Below are 20572 nucleotides of genomic sequence, written 5' to 3'. Positions count from 1 at the left end.
ACTATGCCTCGAACATCTTCTTGAGCTTGTCGAAGAAGCCGCCCGAGGTCGGGCTGGTTTCCTGAGTTTCGAGCTTGGCAAATTCCTCGAGCAATTCGCGCTGGCGCCGGCTCAGGGCCTGCGGCGTCTCGATATCGAGCTGCACATAGAGGTCGCCGACATCCTTGCTGCGCAGCACCGGCATGCCCTTGCCCTTGAGGCGCACACGCTGGCCCGGCTGGGTGCCGGCTGCGACCTTGACCTTGGCCCGGGCATTGTCGAGCGTCGGCACTTCGAATTCGCCGCCCAAGGCCGCCGTGGTCATGGCGATCGGTACGCGGGCATAGAGGTCGGCCCCGTCGCGCTGAAACAGCTCATGCGGGCGGATCGAGATGAAGATGTAGAGATCGCCCGGCGGCCCGCCGCGCAATCCGGCCTCGCCCTCATTGGCAAGCCTGATGCGGGTTCCGTCCTCGATGCCCTTGGGAATGTCGACAGAAAGCTTGCGGTTTTCTTGCTTTCTGCCCTGGCCGCCGCAATCGGTGCAGGGCTGGTCCATCATCTGGCCGCGGCCCTGGCAGACAGGGCAGGTGCGTTCGATGGTAAAGAACCCCTGTGCGGCGCGGACCTTGCCGTGGCCATTGCACTGGCGGCAGGTATGGGTGCCGGTGCCCGGCTTGGCGCCCGCACCCTCGCAGGTGGTGCAGCCGACCAGGGTCGGTACGTCGATCTCGACGGTGCGGCCCTCGAAACTCTCTTCGAGGCTGATTTCGAGATTATAGCGCAGATCGCTGCCGCGCAGCTTGGCCGCCCCGCCACCGCCGCGCCGGCCGCCGCCCATGAAGTCGCCAAAGATGTCGTCGAAGATATCGGACATGGACGAGGTGAATTCGGGGCCGAAGCCGCCGGCGCCGCGTCCGCCGCCATTCTCGAAGGCGGCATGACCGAAGCGGTCATAGGCGGCGCGCTTCTGGCCGTCCTTGAGCGCGTCATAGGCCTCGTTGATTTCCTTGAACATAGCCTCCGCCTCGGCACTGCCCGGGTTGCGGTCCGGGTGGTGCTGCATGGCGAGCTTGCGATAGGCGCTCTTGAGCGCCGCCTCGTCGGCGCCCTTCTGGACGCCGAGTATCTCGTAGAAATCCCGTTTGGACAAAAACCACGTCTCCAATGCGATGCCGGTCGCGACTCGCGCGCCCCGCAAAATCCGAGCCTCAAGCACATCCTAGATGGCAATCGACCCCTCGCCCCACAAGGGGTCTGGGGTCGCAAGAGGCAAAACCATTGCTCCGCTCATAGCAAGAGCGGGCACAGGCTTCAATATTGCTGATTCGGCCCTCTCAGCTCCGGCGCTTCGGCGTGAACGCCTTACTCAGCGCATCGGCGGCATCCGATTGCGCGAACAGCGCCTTGGTGACAACGAGGCCGAGACCGAAAAAGCCCTGCGTCACGCCGTCATAGGTCCAGCGACTGACCGGCACGCCGGCGCCTGCAAGAGCCGCGGCCAGTGCCTCGCCTTCCGAGCGCAGCGGATCGATTTCCGCCAGCACCACCGTGGCGGGAGCGACCCCGGCCAGATCGTCCCGCGACACCAGGTCGATACGGCCGTCGGCCAGTCCGGCGGCGTCAGCGAACAGATGCTGATAGCGCCAGCGCATGGCGGGCAACCCGATGGGCCTGGCGCGCAGCATTTCCCCATAGGAAGGCGTGGCAAGATCACCCCCGGCAATGGGGTGGATCAGCAATTGGTGCACCGGCCGGATGCCGCGCGCATCACGCGCCATCAGGGCGACATGAGCCGCCAGATTGCCGCCGGCATCCTCGCCCGCCACCGCCAGGCGTCGCGGGTCGCCCGCCAGTTCGCGCGCATTTTCACTCAACCAGCGCCAAGCGGCCCAGGCGTCGTCATGGGCTGCGGGGAATTTGTGCTCGGGCGCCAGCCGATAGGCCAGCGAGACGACGACGGAACCGGTGCGCCGGGCCAGGGCTCGGGCCGACGCGTCGTGGCTGTCGAGATCGCCGGTGACAAAGCCGCCGCCGTGGAAGTAGAGCACGATCGGGTTGAGTCGGTTCAGCAGTCCCGCCGGACGGTAGATGCGCGCCGGCAGCTCGCCATCGGCTCCGGCAATGGCGCGATCCTCCACGGCAACGCCGTCATCGGGCCGTTCGCGGCTCTGCTGGCCAAGAATGGCGGCAATGGCCTCGGCTGCGCGCGGCTGACGCCGCGCGACGTCTGGCGTCAGCTGCTCGAGCGGCCGGGCGCCCATGTCGCCGAGCCGGTCCAGCACATGCTTCATGTCGGCGTCGAGCCGGGCGGTCGGGTCTCCTGAGATCAGTTCGGCCAGCCGGCCAATGGAGTCCGAGGGCGCCGCGGCGATGGGATAAGGCTGGTGGGAATCGTCCATAGGGCGCCTCGCTTTGTCGTGAGGGTTCTTTGAGCGTCAAAACCGGCCGGCAATTTGGCCCAATCATGAGCATTTCAAGGCCGGGCTCGAATGAGCGGGCTGGCGGGCAAGGAGAGGTCAGGCGTCAGAATCAAAAAGGCCCCGGATCGCTCCAGGGCCGAAAGATGGATTCACGTGAAACTTCGAGGCGTCCCGCAGGGAAAATCGCTCCGGTGGAGCGATTTTAGCCGAGAAGGCCATGAGGCCTATGGCCGAATGGCAAAGCCGGCGACGCTAGGCCGCGACGGTCTCGCCCATGGCAACGCCATGATCCATGAGCTTCTTGCGTGCGGCATTGACCACGTCCACGCTGAACTCGTCTTCATGGTTGAGGACGATGGATTCGCCGGTCAGGTCGCTGCGGTTATGCGCGACGAGCTTGTCGAAGCCGTCGCTCATTTCGGGCGCCATCATCATGTCGGACAGCACTTTGACCGCGCCGACGCGCTTGTGCTTGGAGCGGATCTTGATGAGCTTGGTGGAGCGGCCATTGTCCGCGGTGCGGAACTCTTCGGCGGCCACGAGGCCGGTGAAGAAGGCGCGCTCGACGGCATCGCTATGGGCAGCGCCAGCCAGTTCGGCAATGCGCATCTGACAACCGAAGGCGAGGTCGTCATAGCCAAGCCGTACGGCATTGGCCATGAGTTTGCGCAGCTTGTCCGGGTCGGTGAAGGTCTGGGGGTCTGGAATGTTCATGGGCTACCATAAGCCATCCTCGCGCAATTAGCGAATGATAACGGAATTCGCGAATGGCGGTGAAGTCAAGGCGATGACGCGCCCGGCATGTCCATGAGGGCGGGTGCCTCTGGCATGCGCAAAAGCAAAGGGCCCGGCTTTCACCGGACCCTCTCGATTCACAATGCCGATGGCTTAGGCCGACTTCTTGTCGTCGTCGTCTTTGACCTCTTCGAAGTCGGCGTCGACCACGTCGTCGTCGCCATCATCGTCGGTGCCATTGGCCTTGGCCTCGGCTTCCGCCTGGCTGGCCTTGTACATGGCCTCGCCCAGCTTCATCGCGGCCTGGGCCAGCGCGTCGGTTTTTTCCTTGATCAGCTCGCCGTCTTCACCCTCGATCACGGCCTTGAGCTCGGTGATCGCGGTTTCGATGGCGGTCTTGTCCTCGGCGGAAACCTTGTCGCCATATTCCTTGAGCGACTTTTCGGTCGAGTGGATCAGGCTTTCGCCCTGGTTCTTGGCCTCGACGGCCTCGCGCTTCTTCTTGTCGGCTTCCGCGTTCTGCTCGGCTTCCTTGACCATCTTTTCGATGTCGGCGTCGCTGAGACCACCGCTGGCCTGGATGCGGATCTGCTGTTCCTTGCCGGTGCCCTTGTCCTTGGCCGAGACCTGCACGATGCCGTTGGCGTCGATGTCGAAGGTCACTTCGATCTGCGGCACGCCGCGCGGTGCGGGGGGAATGCCGGCCAGGTCGAAATTGCCCAGGAGCTTATTGTTGGCGGCCATTTCGCGCTCACCCTGGAAGACCCGGATGGTCACGGCGCTCTGGCTGTCCTCGGCGGTCGAGAAGGTCTGGCTCTTCTTGGTCGGAATGGTCGTGTTCCGGTCAATGAGTCGGGTGAAGACGCCGCCCAGGGTTTCGATACCCAGGGATAGCGGGGTCACGTCGAGCAGCAGCACGTCCTTGACGTCGCCCTGCAACACGCCGGCCTGGATGGCCGCGCCGAGCGCCACCACTTCATCCGGGTTCACGCCCTTGTGCGGCTCCTTGCCGAACAACTGCTTGACCACTTCCTGCACCTTGGGCATGCGGCTCATTCCACCGACCAGCACGACTTCGTCGATCTGGCTGGCGGTGATGCCGGCATCCTTCATCGCCAGCTTGCACGGCTCGATGGTGCGCTGGATCAGGTCGTCGACCAGCGATTCGAGCTTGGAGCGGCTGAGCTTGAGGGTCAGATGCTTGGGGCCGGACGCGTCGGCGGTGATGAAGGGCAGGTTGATTTCGGTCTGGGTCGAGCTCGAGAGTTCGATCTTGGCCTTTTCGGCGGCTTCCTTGAGGCGCTGCAGAGCGAGCTTGTCGGTGCGCAGGTCGATGCCCTGCTCCTTCTTGAACTCGTCGGCCAGATAATCGACCAGGCGCATGTCGAAGTCTTCACCACCCAGGAACGTGTCGCCATTGGTGGATTTGACTTCGAAGACGCCATCGCCGATCTCGAGGATCGACACGTCGAAGGTGCCGCCACCCAGGTCATAGACCGCGATGGTGCCGGTATTCTTCTTGTCGAGGCCATAAGCGAGCGCTGCGGCGGTCGGCTCGTTGATGATGCGCAGGACTTCCAGGCCCGCGATCTTGCCTGCATCCTTGGTGGCCTGGCGCTGGCTGTCGTTGAAATAGGCCGGAACGGTGATGACCGCCTGCGTAACGGTCTCGCCGAGATAGGACTCGGCGGTTTCCTTCATCTTCTGCAGGATCATGGCCGAGACCTGGCTCGGCGAATATTGCTCGCCCGAGGCTTCCACCCACGCGTCGCCATTGTCCGCCTTGACGATCTTGAAGGGCACAAGGTTCTTGTCCTTGGCCACGACAGCATCGTCGAAACGGCGGCCGATCAGGCGCTTCACCGCAAATAGCGTGCCTTCGGGATTGGTGACCGCCTGGCGCTTTGCCGGCTGGCCGACAAGACGTTCGCCATCCTTACTGAAGGCGACCATCGAGGGGGTGGTGCGCGCCCCTTCCGCGTTTTCGATAACCTTCGGATTGGTGCCGTCCATAACCGCGACGCAGCTATTGGTGGTGCCCAGATCGATACCGATGACTTTAGCCATTTACTCTAGCCTCTCTTTCAGCAAACCCATACTGGCGCCCTCCGCTGGGAAGCAGCACCGTGGCCACAAGGGCCGGGTTCCTTGCAACTGGAATGTGCCCATTGCTGGGCCTGCCGGGTATATAGGGGGGTGGCGGGAAGGCTTCAAGCGCCCAGACAGCGTATGGCCAAGGGTTTGAGTCATTTTCAGGCAGCCGCGGAACCTGTGTGTCGACGTCCAACAGCCGGGTTTGCCCGCGAGCGTCCGCCCGGTGACGAGCCGCCCGAAATCCTCTAGAAGGCCACCATGTTCGCCCCCGGCACAGTGCTGCTCCACGACTCGCTCGACCCCAGGGGCGAGAACCTGCTGTTTTCGGCACCGCGCGAGATTGTTGTCGCCTACGATGCGGCTGGCGCCCGGCGGGCTTTGGAGCGGCTCGAGGCAGCGACTGCCGAGGGGCTCCATGCCGCTGGCTATCTTGCCTACGAACTGGGTTTCCTCTTCGAGGAACGGCTTGCCGACCGCCTGCCGGAGGCAAGCACCACACCCCTGCTGTGGCTGGGCCTTTACGACGCACCGCAGCGACTGACCGCCCAGGACGTCGACCGGCGCCTGGCGGTTATCGCTGGCAACGCTGCCGGCGCCGCGCACGATATCACGCCCCGCTGGGACGAGGCGGCCTACGGTCTCGCCTTCGATCGCATCAAGGCGCTGATCGCCGCCGGCGATACCTATCAGGTCAATCTCACCTTCAAGGCCGATTTCCGCCTCGATGGCGATCCGGTGGGGCTCTATCGCGAACTGGTGCGCAAGCAGCCCGTGGGCTATGGCGCGCTGATCAATACCGGCAGCCAGTGGATCCTGTCGCGCTCGCCGGAGCTGTTTGTCTCGAGTCGGCATGGCGCGTTGGCGGCCCGACCGATGAAGGGCACGCTCAAGCGCGGCCGCACGCTGGCCGAGGACGAGGCCGGCCGCATCGCCCTTGCCGGCGACGAAAAAAATCGCGCCGAGAACCTGATGATCGTCGATCTGCTGCGCAATGATCTCGGCCGCATCGCCGAAATCGGCTCGGTAAAAGTCACCGATCTCTTCACCGTGGAAACCTACCGGACACTCCACACCATGACCTCGGGCATTATCGCCCGCCGCCGGCCGGACGTGACCACCACCGACCTGCTCGCCAATCTCTTTCCCTGTGGTTCGATCACCGGGGCGCCCAAGTTGCGGGCCATGGAGATCATCCACGAAGTCGAGGCCGGGCCGCGCGGCGTCTATACCGGCTCGATCGGCCACTTTTCGCCCAATGGTGACTTGACCCTCAACGTGGCCATCCGCACCGCCGTGATCGATGCCGCGGGCAAGGGCGAGATCGGCATCGGCGGCGGCATCGTCGCCGACAGCGTGGCCGAGGACGAGTATCGAGAGGCCTTGCTCAAGATGGCATTCTTCACCGAGCCCGCCCGGCCAGTGACCCTGATCGAGACCCTGCTCTGGGAAAGAACCGGCGGCTTCTCCCTGCTCGACCGCCACCTGCAGAGGCTGGCGCTGTCGGCGCGCTATTTCGGCCTGCCCTTTGACCGCGCGGCGATCCTCGCGGCGCTGGACCCGCAGGGCTTTGTGGCCGACCAGATGCGGGTGCGGCTGACGCTGGATGCGACCGGGCCCGCGGTGACTGCCGTGGCGCTGCCGCCCAACCCGCCGGTCTTCCGCTTCGCAATAGCGCCGGAGCGGCTGGATTCGCAGAGCCTGTGGCTCATGCACAAGACCACCAACCGGGCCTTCTATGACGAGCCGCGCCAGCGCGCCCATGCCGCGCTCGGCGTCGACGAGGTGCTGTTCCGCAATGAGCGGGACGAACTGACCGAAGGTTCGATCACCAATCTCTTCATCCAGCGTGATGGCAGGCTGGTGACGCCGCCGCTGTCATCCGGCCTGTTGCCCGGGACATTGCGGGCGCAGCTCATCGATACGGGCAATGCTGTCGAGCAGGTTTTGACCCTTGCCGACCTCGAAACTGCCGAGGCAATCTTCCTCGGCAATTCCGTGCGTGGCCTGCTGCGCGCCGAATGGGTAAGGGAGTGACCATGGGAATCGAAATCAAACCAACCGACGTGCTGGTTGTCGTTGATGTGCAGTATGACTTCTTGCCGGGCGGCAGCCTTGCCGTTGCTGGCGGCGACGAGATCGTGCCGCTGATCAACACACTCGCCAGGAAGTTCACCAATGTGGTCTTCACCCAGGACTGGCACCCCGCCGACCACATCTCCTTTGCCAGCCAACACGAGGGCAAGGCCCCGTTCGAGACCATCGAGCTGCCCTATGGCACCCAGGTGCTGTGGCCCGACCACTGCGTCTGGAACACGCATGGCGCTGCGCTTTCGGCCGATCTCGACATTCCCCACGGCCAGCTGATCATCCGCAAGGGCTATAACCGGCAGATCGACTCCTATTCCGGCTTCCAGGAGGCCGACCGCCAGACCCTGACGGGCCTCGCCGGTTATCTCAACGAGCGCGAGGTCGACCGGCTCTATGTGGTGGGGCTGGCCACCGACTATTGCGTCGGCTGGACCGCCATCGACGCCGCAGCAGGCGGCTTCGACGTCACCGTGATCGAGGACGCGACGCGCGCCATCGACAATGCGGGCAGCCTCGCCAAGGCCTGGGCGGATATGGCCGAGGCGGGAGTGGAGCGGGTGATGAGCAAGGATGTTCTAGAGTAGCAAGTCTTGCAGTCGACACCCTCCCCCGGGGAGGGATCAAGGGTGGGGGGCGAGAGCCCGGATATTTGGGCCAACCGGCACCCCCAAAACAAAAATCCCCGCTTGCGCGGGGATTCACGTGAAACGCTGGGGCTGAAGCCTTACGCGCTCTTGTCGACGGCTTCGTCGGCGGGGGCATGGCTCGGGCCGCCCTTGGCGACGCCGACCATGGCGGGGCGCAGTACGCGGTCGCCGATGGCAAAACCGGCCTGCACCACCTGCACGACCGTGCCTTCCGGCCGGGACGGGTCGGGGACTTCGAACATGGCCTGGTGCCGGTGCGGATCGAATTTCTGGCCCTCGGCCTCGATCGGCTTGACGCCGTGCTTGGCCAGGAGGCGCTGCATTTCGCGCTCGGCCAGCTCGATGCCGTCGATCAGGCTCTTGGTGGTTGCGTCGCCATGCTCGCGGGCCTCGGCTGGCAGCACCATCAGGGCGCGGCTCAGCGCGTCGGTGGCCGAGAGCATGTCACGCGCAAAACCGGCAATGGCATAGCTGCGCGTATCGTTGACGTCGCGCTCGGTGCGCTTGCGCAGGTTTTCCATCTCCGCGATGGTGCGCAGCACCCGGTCCTTGAGTTCGGTATTCTCGGCGCGTAGCGCTTCGATCGGATCGACAGCCTGTTCGGCCGGGATCTCAACTTCAGGCGTCTCGCCCGAGGCGGCGTTTTCGTCGCTCATCATTGTGCTGTTCCGCAAAGATTACTGGCTTTGCCCCGCATATCGGCCAATGCGCTGCAGATTTCAACCCATCGAACTGTCCGGCCCATCCGGCAAATCGCTCCAGTGGAGCGATTTGAAGTGAGAAGGCCATGAGAGCTGCGCTCGAATGGCACAGCCGTCAGCGCTTCCGCGCCATCATAGCCGAGATCACATTGGCGGTATAATCCACCACTGGCACGATGCGCGCATAGTTGAGCCGGGTTGGCCCGATCACGCCCAGCACGCCGACGACCTTGTCATTGGCATCCTTGTAGGGCGAGAGAATGACCGAGGAGCCCGAAAGCGAGAACAGCTTGTTCTCCGAGCCGATGAAAATACGCACGCCCTGCGCCTTTTCAGCGTCACCCAGGAGGTCCAGCAGCCCATCCTTGCTTTCCAGCTCGTCGAACAATTGCCGCATGCGCAGCAATTCATCGCTCGCCATGGCGTCGTTGATGAGATTGGCACGCCCGCGCACGATCACGGTCGGCTGGCTGGCCGGAGATGCCTGTCCCAGCGTGGCAATGCCGGCATCGACCAGTTTCTGGGTCAGGTCGTCGAGTTCGGCGCGCTGCTCGTTGCGCTGTTCGGCCAAGGCCTTGCGCGCCTCGGGAATGGTCCTTCCCACCACATAGCGCGCCAGATAATTGCCCGCCTGGGTCAGCGCTGAGGCCGTCAGGCCCGGCGGCACGTCCATGATGCGGTTTTCCACCTGCCCGTCCTGTCCCACCAGGATCGCCATGGCACGCGTGGTGTCGAGCCGCACGAATTCGATATGCCGCAGCACCATGTCGGCCTTGGTGGCGATGACGACGCCTGCGCCCTGGCTGAGGCCGCTCAGCAGCGTGCTGGCCTCGGTGAGAACATCCTCGACCTGGCCGCTATGCTGGCCCTCGATGGACTTGGCGATCTGGCTGCGTTCGCTTTCGTTGACGGCGCCCACTTCCAGCATGGCATCGACGAAAAAGCGCAGGCCTTCCTGCGTCGGCGCGCGACCGGCCGATGTATGGGGCGCCGCAATCAGGCCGAGATCCTCGAGATCGGCCATGACATTGCGCACCGAAGCCGGCGACAGGCCGGTCTGCAGCATGCGGCTTAAATCACGCGAACCGACGGGTGAGCCGGTTTCGAGATAGCGTTCGACAATCTTCCTGAAGATGTCCTGGCTGCGGGCGTTGAGCACGCTCAAAAAGTCTTCGGGCGGCTTGACCATGGGTGTTCGATAAAATCGTCCGCTTTAACCTTGCCCTCTCATTTAAGCGCATTGCAGCCTCCCGCCAAGCGCCTGCGGCTTGTGAGCGGGGCCGAGGGAGGTTAAGAGGCGGTTAACGATAATGTCTCAGTGGATTTCTGATGCGCCCTTCCGGACGTGAGCCCAACCAGATGCGCGCCGTAACGATCGAGCGCAATGTCGCCCAGAAGGCGGAAGGCTCCTGCCTCGTCTCGTTCGGCAATACGAAGGTTCTCGTCACCGCCTCTGTCGAAACCAGCCTGCCCGGCTGGCTGCGTGGCAAGGGCCAAGGCTGGGTTACCGCCGAATATGGCATGCTGCCCCGCGCCACCGGCAGCCGCACCCGCCGCGAAGCCACCGCCGGCAAGCAGTCCGGCCGCACCCAGGAAATCCAGCGCCTGATCGGCCGCTCGCTGCGCGCCGTGGTCGACATGCAGCTGCTCGGCGAAAATCAGATCACTATTGATTGCGACGTGCTCGAAGCCGATGGCGGCACGCGCACCGCCTCGATCACCGGCGCCTACATAGCTTTGGCCGACGCCATTGCCTGGATGGATGAGCGCAAGCTCACCAAGGGCAAGGCGCTGCGCGATTCGGTCGCTGCCGTCTCCTGCGGCATCTATCGCGGCACCCCGGTGCTCGATCTCGACTATCTCGAGGATGTCGAAGCCCATACCGACGCCAATTTCGTCATGACCGGCTCGGGCAAGTTCGTCGAAATCCAGGGCACCGCCGAACAGGCGCCGTTCAGCCGCGACGAGCTCAATGCCCTGATGGGGCTGGCCGAACAGGGCATTGGAGACCTCACCCTGATGCAACAGACGGCGCTTCTCCCATGATCGCCTGGCTCAAAAAGCGCCTCGTCGCCAAGCCGGCACCCAAGCCGCAGGTTACGACCCGCGCTGCCTCGCCGGAGAACTGCGCCCTCTGGCATGATGTGGCCCGCGCCCTCGACGCCAAGCCGAGGACCTCCAAATGAGCATCCCCCGGCTCCGCGAAGGCGATCGCCTCGTGCTTGCCACGCACAATGCCGGCAAGCTCAAGGAATTCCAGGAGCTGTTCGAGCCCTATGGCCTGGAACTGGTTTCAGCCGGCGAACTCGGCCTGCCCGAGCCGGAAGAAACCGGCACCACCTTCGCCGAGAATGCCCGCCTCAAGGCCCATGCCGCCGCGCAGGCCTCCGGCATGCTGGCGCTGAGCGATGATTCGGGGCTGTGCGTGGATGCGCTCAATGGCGATCCCGGCGTCTACACCGCCGATTGGGCCGGCGTACCGCGCGATTTCAACCACGCGATGAAGCGGCTCGAAGATGCGCTGCAGGCCGCCAACGCAACCTCGCCGAGCCAGCGCAAGGGCTCGTTCAATGCCACGCTTTGCCTGGCCCATCCCGATGGCGACGACGTGATCTATCACGGCCAGTGCTACGGCACCCTGGTCTGGCCGCCGCGCGGCACCAGGGGCCACGGCTATGATCCTGTCTTCATGCCCGATGGCTATGACATCACCTTCGGCCAGATGCCGCCCGAAATGAAACATTCCTGGTCTCCCGGTCAGCAGGGGCTGAGCCACCGCGCCCGCTCCTTCGCCAAGTTCGTGGAGAACCAGATTGAGCAATAAGCCGAACGACATGTTTGGCGTTTATGTGCATTGGCCGTTCTGCGCGGCCAAGTGCCCCTATTGCGACTTCAATAGCCACGTCCATCGCGGCCCCTTCGACGAGATCGACTACGTCGCCGCCTATGAACGCGAGATCGCCACGGCCGCGCAATTGGCGCCGGGCCGGGTGGTGCAATCCATCTTTTTCGGCGGCGGCACGCCCAGCCTGATGAACCCGCAATCGACCGGGCGCATCATCGACGCTATCGCCAAGCACTGGACGATGGATCGCAATGCCGAGATCACGCTCGAGGCAAATCCCACCAGTGTCGAGGTGGACCGCTTCCGCGGCTACCGCAGCGCCGGGGTCAACCGCGTTTCGCTCGGCGTGCAGTCGCTGCGCGAAGGCCCGCTGGCCGAGCTGGGCCGCCGCCATAGCGTCGACGAAGCCATTGCCGCCGTGCGCATCGCCCAGTCGGTGTTCGAGCGCTCCAGCTTCGATCTGATCTATGCCCGCCCCAAGCAGACGCTGGAAGATTGGGAAGACGAGCTCAAGGAAGCGCTCTGGATGGCGCGCGGCCATATCAGCCTCTACCAGCTGACCATCGAGCAGGGCACGCGCTATTTCGACCTGCACCAGGCCGGCAAGCTGGCTATGCCCAACGAGGACCTGTCGGCCGATTTCTACGAGCTGACGCAGGAACTGACCGCGGCGGCTGGCCTGCCCGCCTACGAGATTTCCAACCACGCCCGCCCGGGCCAGGAGAGCCGCCACAACATGCTCTACTGGCGCTATGGCGAATATGCCGGCATCGGGCCGGGCGCACATGGCCGGTTGATGATCAACAACCAGCGCCACGCCACCGCCGCCGAAAAACTGCCCTTCGACTGGCAGAAGCTCGTCGTGGCCAAGGGCCACGGCATGGTGGTCGACGATGTGCTGACCTGGGAAGAACAGGGCGACGAATTCCTCGTCATGGGCCTGCGGCTCAAGGAGGGCATCTCCCCCGCCCGCTTCACCGCCCTGTCCGGGCGCCAGATCAGCAAGACCCAGATCGAGACCCTCAAGGGCTACGGCTTTGTCGAGTCGCTTCCCAACGGCAATCTGCGCGTCACCGACCGCGGCTGGCCGGTGCTGGATGCGGTCGTGGCCGACTTGGCGGCCTAGCACCTCTTCCCCCTCTCCCCTTGCGGGAGAGGGATAGGAAATCCGCGTTCAGCGGATTTTCGAGGGTGAGGGGTACTGCGCGTGGGTATGCCAGACCTGCGGAAGAGCCCCCTCATCCGCCCTTCGGGCACCTTCTCCCGCAAGGGGAGAAGGGAAGAAAGTTACAGCTTCGCGCCCTCGACCAATTGCGCCCCGCCCGGTGCTATCCGCTTGATCGCCAGCGCATATTCGCTCCTGCCATTGCCCAAAAACCGGAACACGCCGTCGCGGCCATTGAAGCCGGTCGGGCTGGTCATCAAAGCCGGATTATAGGGCGGATTGGCCATGGAGAGCGTGTTCACATTGGCCAGGATCGTCGCGGTATAGGCGATGGTGGCCAAAGCATGCGGCTGGGTACCGAACTGGCGCTGATAGTCGGCGCTGATCGCCAGCATGCCGGCCGGGTCCACCGTGGGATAGATCGCGCCGCTCAGCTGGCTGGCTGTGGCGATGACAGGGTCGCCCTCCCAGTCGGCGGAGCCGACGATCTGCAGCATGTCGCCACTTATCCCCGCCTGACCCAGCAACACGCCGAAGCTTGGCGCGGTGGCGCGGTCGGGCAGGAACAGCGTGTCGATCATGCCCTTCTGGATCAGCGGCAGCGCCTGGTTGACGATCTGCTGGGCCTCTTCCACCGTCGAAAACGTATAGACCGCCTGCGGCGCAAAACCCGCGGTGACGGCCTGTTGCCGGAAGGCGGTTTCCTGCGCCTGGCCGAATTCGGTGGCGGGGAAGACGCCGGCAATGCCGCGTCGCCCCTGCGCCATGAGCCAGCCCATGGAGCGCTTCATCTCCATATCGGGAAGCACGCTCAGGAGGTAAACGCCCGGGCTGGCGGCCGTCGGATTGTTGGAAAAGCCGATCATCGGCAGGCCGGCGGAGCGTGCCACGGCGCCCGCGGCGGTCACCTGGTCGGCGCGCAGCGGGCCCAGGATCAGTCGCGCGCCATCGGTTACTGCCGCGCTGGCAGCGGCTGTCGCGCCCTGCACGCTGGTACCGGTATCGCGCAGGGTGATGGTGATGTTTTCCGCGATATTGGGATTGGCCTCGATGAAGGCGATGGCCAATCGGCTGGCATTGGCGAGCGACTGCCCGACCGCGGCAATGCCATTATCCCCGCTGAGCGGCAACAGCAGTGCCACCTTGACCGGACCACGCCCGAAGCTCTCGGAGGGGCCTGCTGGCATCATGGTCTGGGCGGGGATAGTCTGTGCTGGAGGCGCGCCGAAATCGAGGGTGCGCGAGCCGAGCTGGATGGGCGAACAGGCCGATAACGCCAGCAGCGCCACGGCGCCCAAGGCCTGTGCTATGCCATGACATGACATTCGATGCGCCGTCACGCTTGCCCCGAATTTGCTAGCAGACTGTTAACATTTAGAACCGCATTGCTTAACCAATTCTCAACCGACCGGATCCCTGGCGCATGGCTGACACCAATTCGGGCTATTTCATCGCTGGCTCCACCTTTACCGCCCCGCCACTGGCGCCGGGTCTCTATGTGGTGGCGACCCCGATCGGTAATCTGCGCGACATCACCATCCGCGCCCTCGAGACCCTCGCCGCCGCCTCGGTGATCCTCTGCGAAGACACCCGCATGTCGGCTCGCCTGCTCGACCATTACGGCATCAAGGGCCGGCGCATCGCCCTGCACGAGCATAATGAACGCGCCAAGGCCGATGACATCGTACGGCGCGTGGCGGGTGGCGACGCCATCGCGCTGATCTCCGATGCCGGCACGCCCCTGCTCTCCGATCCCGGCTTTCCGCTGATCCGGGCGCTCGCCGAGGCCGGCCAGCCGGTCTTTCCCATTCCCGGCGCCTCCGCGCTGCTCTCGGCGCTGGTCGTCGCGGGCCTGCCCACCGACGCCTTTGCCTTTCACGGCTTCCTGCCGCCCAAGGCCGGAGCCCGGGCCAATGCGCTGAAGGCCCTGAGCGATTCACGTGAAACTTTGGTCTTCTACGAAAGCCCGCGCCGGCTCGACGATACGCTGGCCGCCATGGCCGAAGCCTGGGGCGAGCGGCCGGCTGCCGTGGCGCTGGAGCTGACCAAGCGCTTCGAGCGCGTGCATCGCGGCACCTTGCCGGCCTTGGCCGCCGAATTTGCCGATACCGAAACCAAAGGCGAGGCGGTGATCGTGGTGGCCGGCGCCGCCGAGGCAGCCGCCCCCGACGCGGCCGACTGGCAGGCGGCTTTGCTGGCCGCCATGGGCGACCAGCCGCTGCGCGCCGCGGTCGATGCGGTGACCGAGCAGTTCGGCCTCAAGCGCAAGGAGGTTTATGATGCCGCCCTCGCCCTCAAAGCCCAAAAGTAAGGCGCGCATCGCCGCCTATCTGGGCGGCCATCGCGGCGAGGCGCTGGCCGCCTGGTTCCTGCGCCTCCAGCTCTACCGCATCCTGTCACGCCGCTACAAAACCCCCATCGGCGAGATCGATCTCATTGCCGAGCGCTTCGGCACCGTGGTCTTTGTCGAGGTCAAGGCGCGCAGCAAGGCGGCAACCGAACGGGAGACGCTGGAGAGCGTCAACCAGCAGCGCATCCTGCGTGCGGCGCAATACTGGCAGGTGCGCCATCCCGCCCGGGCGACGTCGCCGCTGCGCTTTGACGTGATCTTCCTCACACCCGGGCGCTGGCCCCGGCACATCAAGAATGCGTTTGGCGGCTAGGCGCGGTCCTAGTCGGAAATGTCCACCCAGATCAGGTGGTGGTCGCTGGCGGCATGGATGTCCTTTTCCAGCTCGGGGAACATGTCCCAACGGCCCGAGGCGGTCCAGGCTCCCTTGCGGAACAGGCCCGCTGCGGTGACGCGAGCATAGAGCGCGGGCGAGAGCAGCATATAGTCGATCTTGTGGGCTTTGCTGCCCGTACTATAGGTGCCGATGCCATTGAACTGGCCCGGTGAGAAGCTGGGGTGATCGGTGATCTCCTTGAGGTCGGTCTGCGCCAGCAGGCGCTGCAGTGGACCCGCATCGGGCGTGTCGTTGAGATCGCCCAGCACCACGACCTTGTCGTGGCCAGCGGCCCGCAGCGTCTCGTAAATCTCGGCAGTGCGCAGCGCCTGTGCCGCGCGCTTGTCGATCGATCCCTGATCGTTGCCGCCGAATTTGGATTTGAAGTGGTTGGGCAGAATCCAGATGGTCTCCCCGCTGGGCGTCGTCACCTGATATTCCGGGCAGTCGCGCGAGAATACCCGCTCACCATTGGGTAGCATGTCGGCAATATGGCTGCGCATGAGCCCCACCGAATAGCCATTGGTGACCATCAGACCGACATCGATGCCGCGCTGGTCATTGCCGTCGATCAGCATGATCTCATCATAGGGCGCGCCGCCCAGCTTCTTGAGCACCTGCTCGGAAAACTGCATCAGCGCCACGCGATCTTCCGCCTCGATCACCGCCAGGATGTCGGCGCCGACCTCCTTGATCACCCGGCCGGTATTCATCACCGCGACCGCATTGTTTGGCTCGGTCTTGAGTTCCACCCAGCCGACCCAGTCGCCGCGGCCATTGGCGACGATCTCCATCGGGCCATTGCGAGGCTTCTTCCAGAACGCGCCGCGAATCTTGCGGTAATTGACGAAAGGGGGATTGCTGGAGGTGAGCTTGAGCTCCCCGATCAGCACTAGCATGCGCGCCTTGTCGGCTGCGCTATACTCGTCCTTGTTGATCAGCACGTTGATCTCGGCCACCGCATCGGTGATGGCCGCGCCCTTGGCGTGATCGTCCAGATTGAAGGCCTTCGGCCGGTCGAACAGATTCTCCACGTTGAATGCCGCGATTTTCATGGTGCCCTCCCCATCAACAGCGGGCCCATCATGCGCTCGCATTGTGACAGGTGCCAATCGGCAGAACTTCGGAGCAGCCCCCTTGCATCGGCTGGCATCCCGCGTCATGTCATCTACGCTCGACGCTATGCTAAGAGGCTTCCATGTCGCTCAAAGTCGCGGTCCAGATGGACCATGTCGCCACCATCAATCCGCGCGGCGATTCCACCTTCGCCATGATGCTGGAAGCGCAGGCGCGCGGCCATGAACTGCTGCATTATACGCCCGACACATTGGCGCTGCGCGGCCACACGGTCTCGGCTCTGGCCCAGCCGATCGAGGTGTTCGACAAGCCCAAGGGCGAGCATTTCGCGCTGGGCGAGGCGCGCCGCGTCGATCTGTCGACCCAGGACGTGATCCATATGCGCCAGGATCCGCCCTTCGACATGAACTACATCACCCTGACCCACCTGCTCGAAAAGCTGCACCCAAAGGTGCTGGTAGTGAACCCGCCAGCGGCGGTGCGCAATGCGCCCGAAAAGATCCTCGTCACCGATTTTCCCGAGCTGATGCCGCCCACCTTGGTGACGCGCGACCGGGCGATGATCTACGATTTCCGCAAGGAGCACGGCAACATCATCGTCAAGCCGCTCTACGGCAATGGCGGGGCCGGCGTGTTCTTCATCCAGGAGGGCGACCACAACCTGGCGAGCCTGCTCGAACTGTTCGAGCAGAACTATCGCGAACCGTTCATGATCCAGAAATACCTGCCCGATGTGAGGAAGGGCGACAAGCGCATCATCATCGTCGATGGTGAGCCGGTGGCCGGACTCAACCGCATCCCTGCTGATGGCGAGGCGCGCAGCAACATGCATGTCGGCGGCCGCCCGGAACTCAGCGAACTCACCGCCCGCGAGCGCGAGATCTGCGCCACCATCGCCCCGGCGCTGAAAGAGCGCGGCATGATCTTTGTCGGCATCGACGTCATCGGCGACTATCTCACCGAGATCAATGTCACCTCTCCCACCGGCATCCGCGAAATCAAGCGCTTCGGCGGGCCGGACATTGCCGTGCTGATCTGGGACGCCATCGAAAAGCGCCGCGCCTGATGTGGTTGCTGGTAGGGCTGGTCCTGTCCGGCCTCGGCTGGTTCCTGTTCCGCCGCTGGCGCCGGGGCCTGCCGGTCGACCGGCGGTTGACCCTGCCCTATTGGCGCAATTCCCTGTTTGTCACCGGCGCCTATCTGCTCTCGATCCTCCTCGGCGCGGGCATTACGCGCGTCATGGTCGGCTTCAATCGCTCCGGCTGGGCCGACCTCGTCATGGTGGCGTTTTTCGGGGTCTGGGTGCTCTACGGCGCGGTCTGGTTGCTGCGCTTCCTGCCGACGACAAAGGCGAGGGCCACGTGGCTGGCGCGGTCGCGGGGGTGGATCGACGGGCTGGCGCTATTGCTGCTGGCCGGCCTGGCGACGGGAGCGAGGCTGCTTTGAGGTCAGTCCACACCCTTCCCACAAGGGAGGCATGGATCCGGGGGTGGAGGGTCTAACCTCACGCCCCGGCAAACAGCCCAGGCAGATCGGCAATACTATCCACGATGATGTCGGCCAATCCGGCGAGTTCGGCGCGCGTGCTGTTGCCGGAGAGCACGCCGATGGCGAGGCCGGCACCGGCGGCATGGGCCATTTCGAGATCATGGGTGTTGTCGCCGACCATGGCGATGGCGGCGGGGGCAAGGCCGGTTTGGGCCGCAAACAGGTGGACCTGGTCTGGCCAGGGCTTGGGCTGGGCGACCGAGTCATAGCCGATAATGGTGTGGAACAAGGCGGTGAGGCCCAGGGCCGAAGCGGTGGCGCGGGCGCCGGCCTCTGAATCATTGGTGGCAATGCCGAGCCGGAAGCCCTGCCCTCCAAGGGTTTCGAGTGTCTCCTCTAGACCCGCGATACCGGCGGCGCGGCGGGCGCCCTCCTCGACGAAGAAGCCGTCATAGCTGGCAATGCGCTCTTGTCTGTCCTGTGTGGCCAATTCCGGGTGCCAGAGGTCCACCAGATCGGCGATGGTGCCGGCGGCAACCACCGAGCCGCCGAGAAAGCGCTGCTGCTGCCAGTCGTAACCGCCCCGCCCGACCAGGTCTCGGGCGGTCAGCTCGTCGCCAGGCGCGGCGCGACGACCCAGCGCCATGACGACGCCGAACCAGGTCTGGTTGAAATCGATAAGCGTGCCATCCTTGTCAAACAGGATGCCGCGGATGCTGGAGAGGCTTGATGGCATGGACGTCTCGTCATGGCTCGGGGTGACGCTAGGCGGGACGGCAGAGGCTGGCAAGTCACCGCGATCGGGACCGGGTGTTGGCCTCGCCTCGCGAATGGCCTAGAGGTGGAGCAAACGGGGACCGATCCATGCCCACCACCACCTTCTTCGTCGCCTTCGCGACCCTGTTCGCCACCGTGGGCGTGGCCGATATCGCCTTCATCTTCGCCGCGCTCACCAAGCACAACACGGCCAGGCAACGCTTCGCCTTCGCCACGCGTGGCGTCATCATTGCCGGGTTGATTCTCCTGCTCTTCGGCGTGCTGGGAAATCCCATTCTCGACGTCTTCGGCATTACCATACCGGCCTTGCGCACGGCCGGCGGCCTGCTGCTGTTCCTCATCGCCATCGACATGGTGTTCGCCCGCCATTCGGGCGGCACCGACATCACCGACCAGGAAGAGGTGGAAGCCCGGTCGCGCGACGACATCGCTGTCTTTCCGCTAGCCATGCCGCTGCTGGCAGGGCCGGGCGCCATCAGCGCGGTGATTCTGCTCACGACGGGCACTCGGACCGACCTCGAATTCTGGGCCGTGCTGGCCGCCATCGTGGTGATTCTGTTCCTGGCCTGGCTGACGCTGCTGGTGGCCATTCCCATTCAGCGCCTGCTCGGCGTCACTGGTCTTGCCGTGGTGTCGCGCGTGGTCGGCATCCTCCTGGCGGCACTGGCGGTGCAATTCGTCTTCGACGGGATCAAGACCAGCGGGCTGCTCGGCGGGGCCGCCTGAAAACCGGTCGCATTTTCAAAGAATTGTCCCGTTAATCAAGTCTTAACGCTGTCATTGACCGGTCCTCATGGAACGCGCGATCAAGGGGCCAGAGACCCCGACGGAGGATCGTACCCGTGCGTGTTGCTGCCATTCTGTCATTGTTCATCCTGGCCATGTTGGCGGCCAGCGCCAGCACCACGACCAGTGCGCGCTCCGAAATCCTGCTGCCGATCGGGGCGCCCGCCGCCTGAAACGCAAAGGGCGGCCGCTCGCGCCGGCCACCCTTCGTTCAATCTTCTGCGGAAGCTTACTTCTTGGCGTTGCCGGCGCTGCCCGATCCCAGTCCGGTGATCGGCTTGGCGGCGGCAATCTTGTCCTTTTTCGGCTTCTTGGCTTCTTTGTTGCTCTTCATCTGACCTTTGGCCATGGTCCCATTCTCCTCACTGCGGGCTAATGGCCCGGATCAATATCGAGCGAAGGCTAGACCCGCGGCGAATCGCTGGCAAGTCCCCGGATTACTTGGCTGATTGGCAACGGCCGGTTGGGCCGAGCGAGGCGATGGCGCGCGGGTCGCAACCAGTGAGCAGGAAGGTGATCCAGTCGTTCTGATTGCCATAGAAGGCGTTGCGGTCGACCTCGCCGCGCACGCCGCGCACCACCCCGGTCTGTGTCCACTGCCAGAAGGTCCAGGTGCGGTTGCCATAGCGCTCATGCGGCTCGGCGGCCGTCGAGCGCAGCCAGAAGGCATTGGGGAAATATTCCCCGTCCAACACGTCGCGGTGGAAGTTCATATCGGTATAGATGATGGGCAGTTTGCCGGTATGGCGCTCCATCGCGTCGAGCATGAAGCGCACCTTTTCCAGCGCGTCGGCCCTGGACGGCTTGTTCTTGCAGCTCGAATGATTGTTCCATTCCAGGTCCAGCACTGGGGGCAGCGCGTCGATGTCATTGGGCACATTGGCGACGAACCACGCCGCCTGCTCGGAAGCCAGAGAACACCAGGTCATGAAGTGATAGGCGCCGCGCGGCATGCCGGCATCGCGTGCCCGCACCCAGTTGGCGCGGAAATTGGGGTCGAGATAGTCCTTGCCCTCGGTCGCCTTCATGAAGACGAAATGC

General features: G+C 64.3%; 21 protein-coding genes. 11 read left to right on the top strand and 10 right to left on the bottom strand.

What is annotated here, in order from left to right; genetic code table 11:
- Position 1: 1 nt before the first annotated feature.
- The 4 genes from dnaJ to dnaK all read right to left on the bottom strand — a co-directional run bounded on the left by dnaJ (position 2) and on the right by dnaK (position 5204).
- Positions 2 to 1132, bottom strand: coding sequence for a molecular chaperone DnaJ (dnaJ, locus tag V6M52_RS02890; protein ID WP_332690851.1), 1131 nt, complete (start codon positions 1130 to 1132; stop codon positions 2 to 4).
- Positions 1133 to 1316: 184 nt separating this feature from the next.
- Complete coding sequence (locus V6M52_RS02885) at positions 1317 to 2381, bottom strand: alpha/beta hydrolase (RefSeq protein WP_332699255.1); 1065 nt, start codon at positions 2379 to 2381, stop codon at positions 1317 to 1319.
- 273 nt (positions 2382 to 2654) lie between these two features.
- A complete protein-coding gene (locus tag V6M52_RS02880) occupies positions 2655 to 3116 on the bottom strand; it encodes a hypothetical protein (RefSeq protein WP_332699252.1) in 462 nt (153 codons plus the stop codon).
- A gap of 174 nt (positions 3117 to 3290) precedes the next feature.
- Positions 3291 to 5204, bottom strand: coding sequence for a molecular chaperone DnaK (dnaK, locus tag V6M52_RS02875; protein WP_332699250.1), 1914 nt, complete (start codon positions 5202 to 5204; stop codon positions 3291 to 3293).
- A gap of 285 nt (positions 5205 to 5489) precedes the next feature.
- Here dnaK and pabB point away from each other — a divergent pair, with 285 nt between their 5' ends.
- Positions 5490 to 7265 (top strand): aminodeoxychorismate synthase component I, encoded by a 1776-nt coding sequence (pabB, locus tag V6M52_RS02870; RefSeq protein ID WP_332699247.1) that lies wholly within the window; start codon positions 5490 to 5492, stop codon positions 7263 to 7265.
- A gap of 2 nt (positions 7266 to 7267) precedes the next feature.
- Positions 7268 to 7903: a bifunctional nicotinamidase/pyrazinamidase gene (pncA, locus tag V6M52_RS02865; protein ID WP_332699244.1), complete on the top strand. Its 636-nt coding sequence runs from the start codon at positions 7268 to 7270 to the stop codon at positions 7901 to 7903.
- 140 nt (positions 7904 to 8043) lie between these two features.
- On the opposite strand, the gene grpE is transcribed toward pncA, so the two are convergent.
- Both grpE and hrcA read right to left on the bottom strand, forming a co-directional pair.
- Positions 8044 to 8622: a nucleotide exchange factor GrpE gene (grpE, locus tag V6M52_RS02860; RefSeq protein ID WP_332687328.1), complete on the bottom strand. Its 579-nt coding sequence runs from the start codon at positions 8620 to 8622 to the stop codon at positions 8044 to 8046.
- A gap of 160 nt (positions 8623 to 8782) precedes the next feature.
- A complete protein-coding gene (gene hrcA, locus V6M52_RS02855; protein WP_332699241.1) occupies positions 8783 to 9856 on the bottom strand; it encodes a heat-inducible transcriptional repressor HrcA in 1074 nt (357 codons plus the stop codon).
- A gap of 140 nt (positions 9857 to 9996) precedes the next feature.
- On the opposite strand from hrcA, the gene rph reads away from it, so the two are divergent.
- The 4 genes from rph to hemW are packed head-to-tail and all read left to right on the top strand — an operon-like array spanning position 9997 to position 12638.
- Positions 9997 to 10713 (top strand): ribonuclease PH, encoded by a 717-nt coding sequence (gene rph, locus V6M52_RS02850; protein WP_332699238.1) that lies wholly within the window; start codon positions 9997 to 9999, stop codon positions 10711 to 10713.
- Positions 10710 to 10853, top strand: a complete 144-nt coding sequence (locus V6M52_RS02845; RefSeq protein WP_332687321.1) for a hypothetical protein — start codon at positions 10710 to 10712, stop codon at positions 10851 to 10853. The genes rph and V6M52_RS02845 overlap by 4 nt, the downstream gene beginning before the upstream one ends.
- A complete protein-coding gene (locus V6M52_RS02840) occupies positions 10850 to 11491 on the top strand; it encodes a non-canonical purine NTP pyrophosphatase (RefSeq protein ID WP_332687319.1) in 642 nt (213 codons plus the stop codon). Before V6M52_RS02845 ends, V6M52_RS02840 begins: the two co-directional genes overlap by 4 nt.
- The gene (hemW, locus tag V6M52_RS02835) at positions 11481 to 12638 is read left to right on the top strand and encodes a radical SAM family heme chaperone HemW (RefSeq protein ID WP_442881804.1); all 1158 of its coding nucleotides are present in this window, start codon (positions 11481 to 11483) and stop codon (positions 12636 to 12638) included. Before V6M52_RS02840 ends, hemW begins: the two co-directional genes overlap by 11 nt.
- A gap of 161 nt (positions 12639 to 12799) precedes the next feature.
- On the opposite strand, the gene V6M52_RS02830 is transcribed toward hemW, so the two are convergent.
- Positions 12800 to 14002: a penicillin-binding protein activator gene (locus V6M52_RS02830; RefSeq protein ID WP_332699235.1), complete on the bottom strand. Its 1203-nt coding sequence runs from the start codon at positions 14000 to 14002 to the stop codon at positions 12800 to 12802.
- A 98-nt stretch (positions 14003 to 14100) separates the two neighbouring features.
- On the opposite strand from V6M52_RS02830, the gene rsmI reads away from it, so the two are divergent.
- Together rsmI and V6M52_RS02820 are read left to right on the top strand one after the other, a co-directional pair.
- On the top strand, positions 14101 to 14988 hold the full coding sequence (rsmI, locus tag V6M52_RS02825) for a 16S rRNA (cytidine(1402)-2'-O)-methyltransferase (protein ID WP_332699232.1): 888 nt from the start codon (positions 14101 to 14103) through the stop codon (positions 14986 to 14988).
- A complete protein-coding gene (locus tag V6M52_RS02820) occupies positions 14954 to 15340 on the top strand; it encodes a YraN family protein (RefSeq protein WP_332699229.1) in 387 nt (128 codons plus the stop codon). Before rsmI ends, V6M52_RS02820 begins: the two co-directional genes overlap by 35 nt.
- Positions 15341 to 15348: 8 nt before the next feature.
- On the opposite strand, the gene V6M52_RS02815 is transcribed toward V6M52_RS02820, so the two are convergent.
- Positions 15349 to 16458 (bottom strand): endonuclease/exonuclease/phosphatase family protein, encoded by a 1110-nt coding sequence (locus tag V6M52_RS02815; protein ID WP_332699226.1) that lies wholly within the window; start codon positions 16456 to 16458, stop codon positions 15349 to 15351.
- A gap of 143 nt (positions 16459 to 16601) precedes the next feature.
- Between V6M52_RS02815 and gshB the strand changes: the two genes are divergently transcribed.
- Both gshB and V6M52_RS02805 read left to right on the top strand, forming a co-directional pair.
- Positions 16602 to 17546 (top strand): glutathione synthase, encoded by a 945-nt coding sequence (gshB, locus tag V6M52_RS02810; protein ID WP_332687309.1) that lies wholly within the window; start codon positions 16602 to 16604, stop codon positions 17544 to 17546.
- A complete protein-coding gene (locus V6M52_RS02805; protein ID WP_332687307.1) occupies positions 17546 to 17926 on the top strand; it encodes a hypothetical protein in 381 nt (126 codons plus the stop codon). The genes gshB and V6M52_RS02805 overlap by 1 nt, the downstream gene beginning before the upstream one ends.
- Positions 17927 to 17984: 58 nt before the next feature.
- Here the strand turns inward: V6M52_RS02805 and V6M52_RS02800 are convergent, their stop codons facing one another.
- Positions 17985 to 18704, bottom strand: a complete 720-nt coding sequence (locus tag V6M52_RS02800) for an HAD family hydrolase (RefSeq protein ID WP_332699223.1) — start codon at positions 18702 to 18704, stop codon at positions 17985 to 17987.
- A gap of 128 nt (positions 18705 to 18832) precedes the next feature.
- On the opposite strand from V6M52_RS02800, the gene V6M52_RS02795 reads away from it, so the two are divergent.
- Complete coding sequence (locus V6M52_RS02795) at positions 18833 to 19471, top strand: MarC family protein (protein ID WP_332687302.1); 639 nt, start codon at positions 18833 to 18835, stop codon at positions 19469 to 19471.
- Between the two features lie 497 nt (positions 19472 to 19968).
- Here V6M52_RS02795 and V6M52_RS02790 read toward each other — a convergent pair.
- The coding region (locus V6M52_RS02790) for a GH25 family lysozyme (RefSeq protein WP_332699220.1) at positions 19969 to 20572 on the bottom strand (604 nt) is incomplete at its 5' end.

Source organism: Devosia sp. (assembly GCF_036676215.1).
In the GTDB taxonomy this organism is placed as follows: Bacteria; Pseudomonadota; Alphaproteobacteria; order Rhizobiales; family Devosiaceae; genus Devosia.
This window is presented reverse-complemented; position numbering and strand designations above follow the sequence as displayed.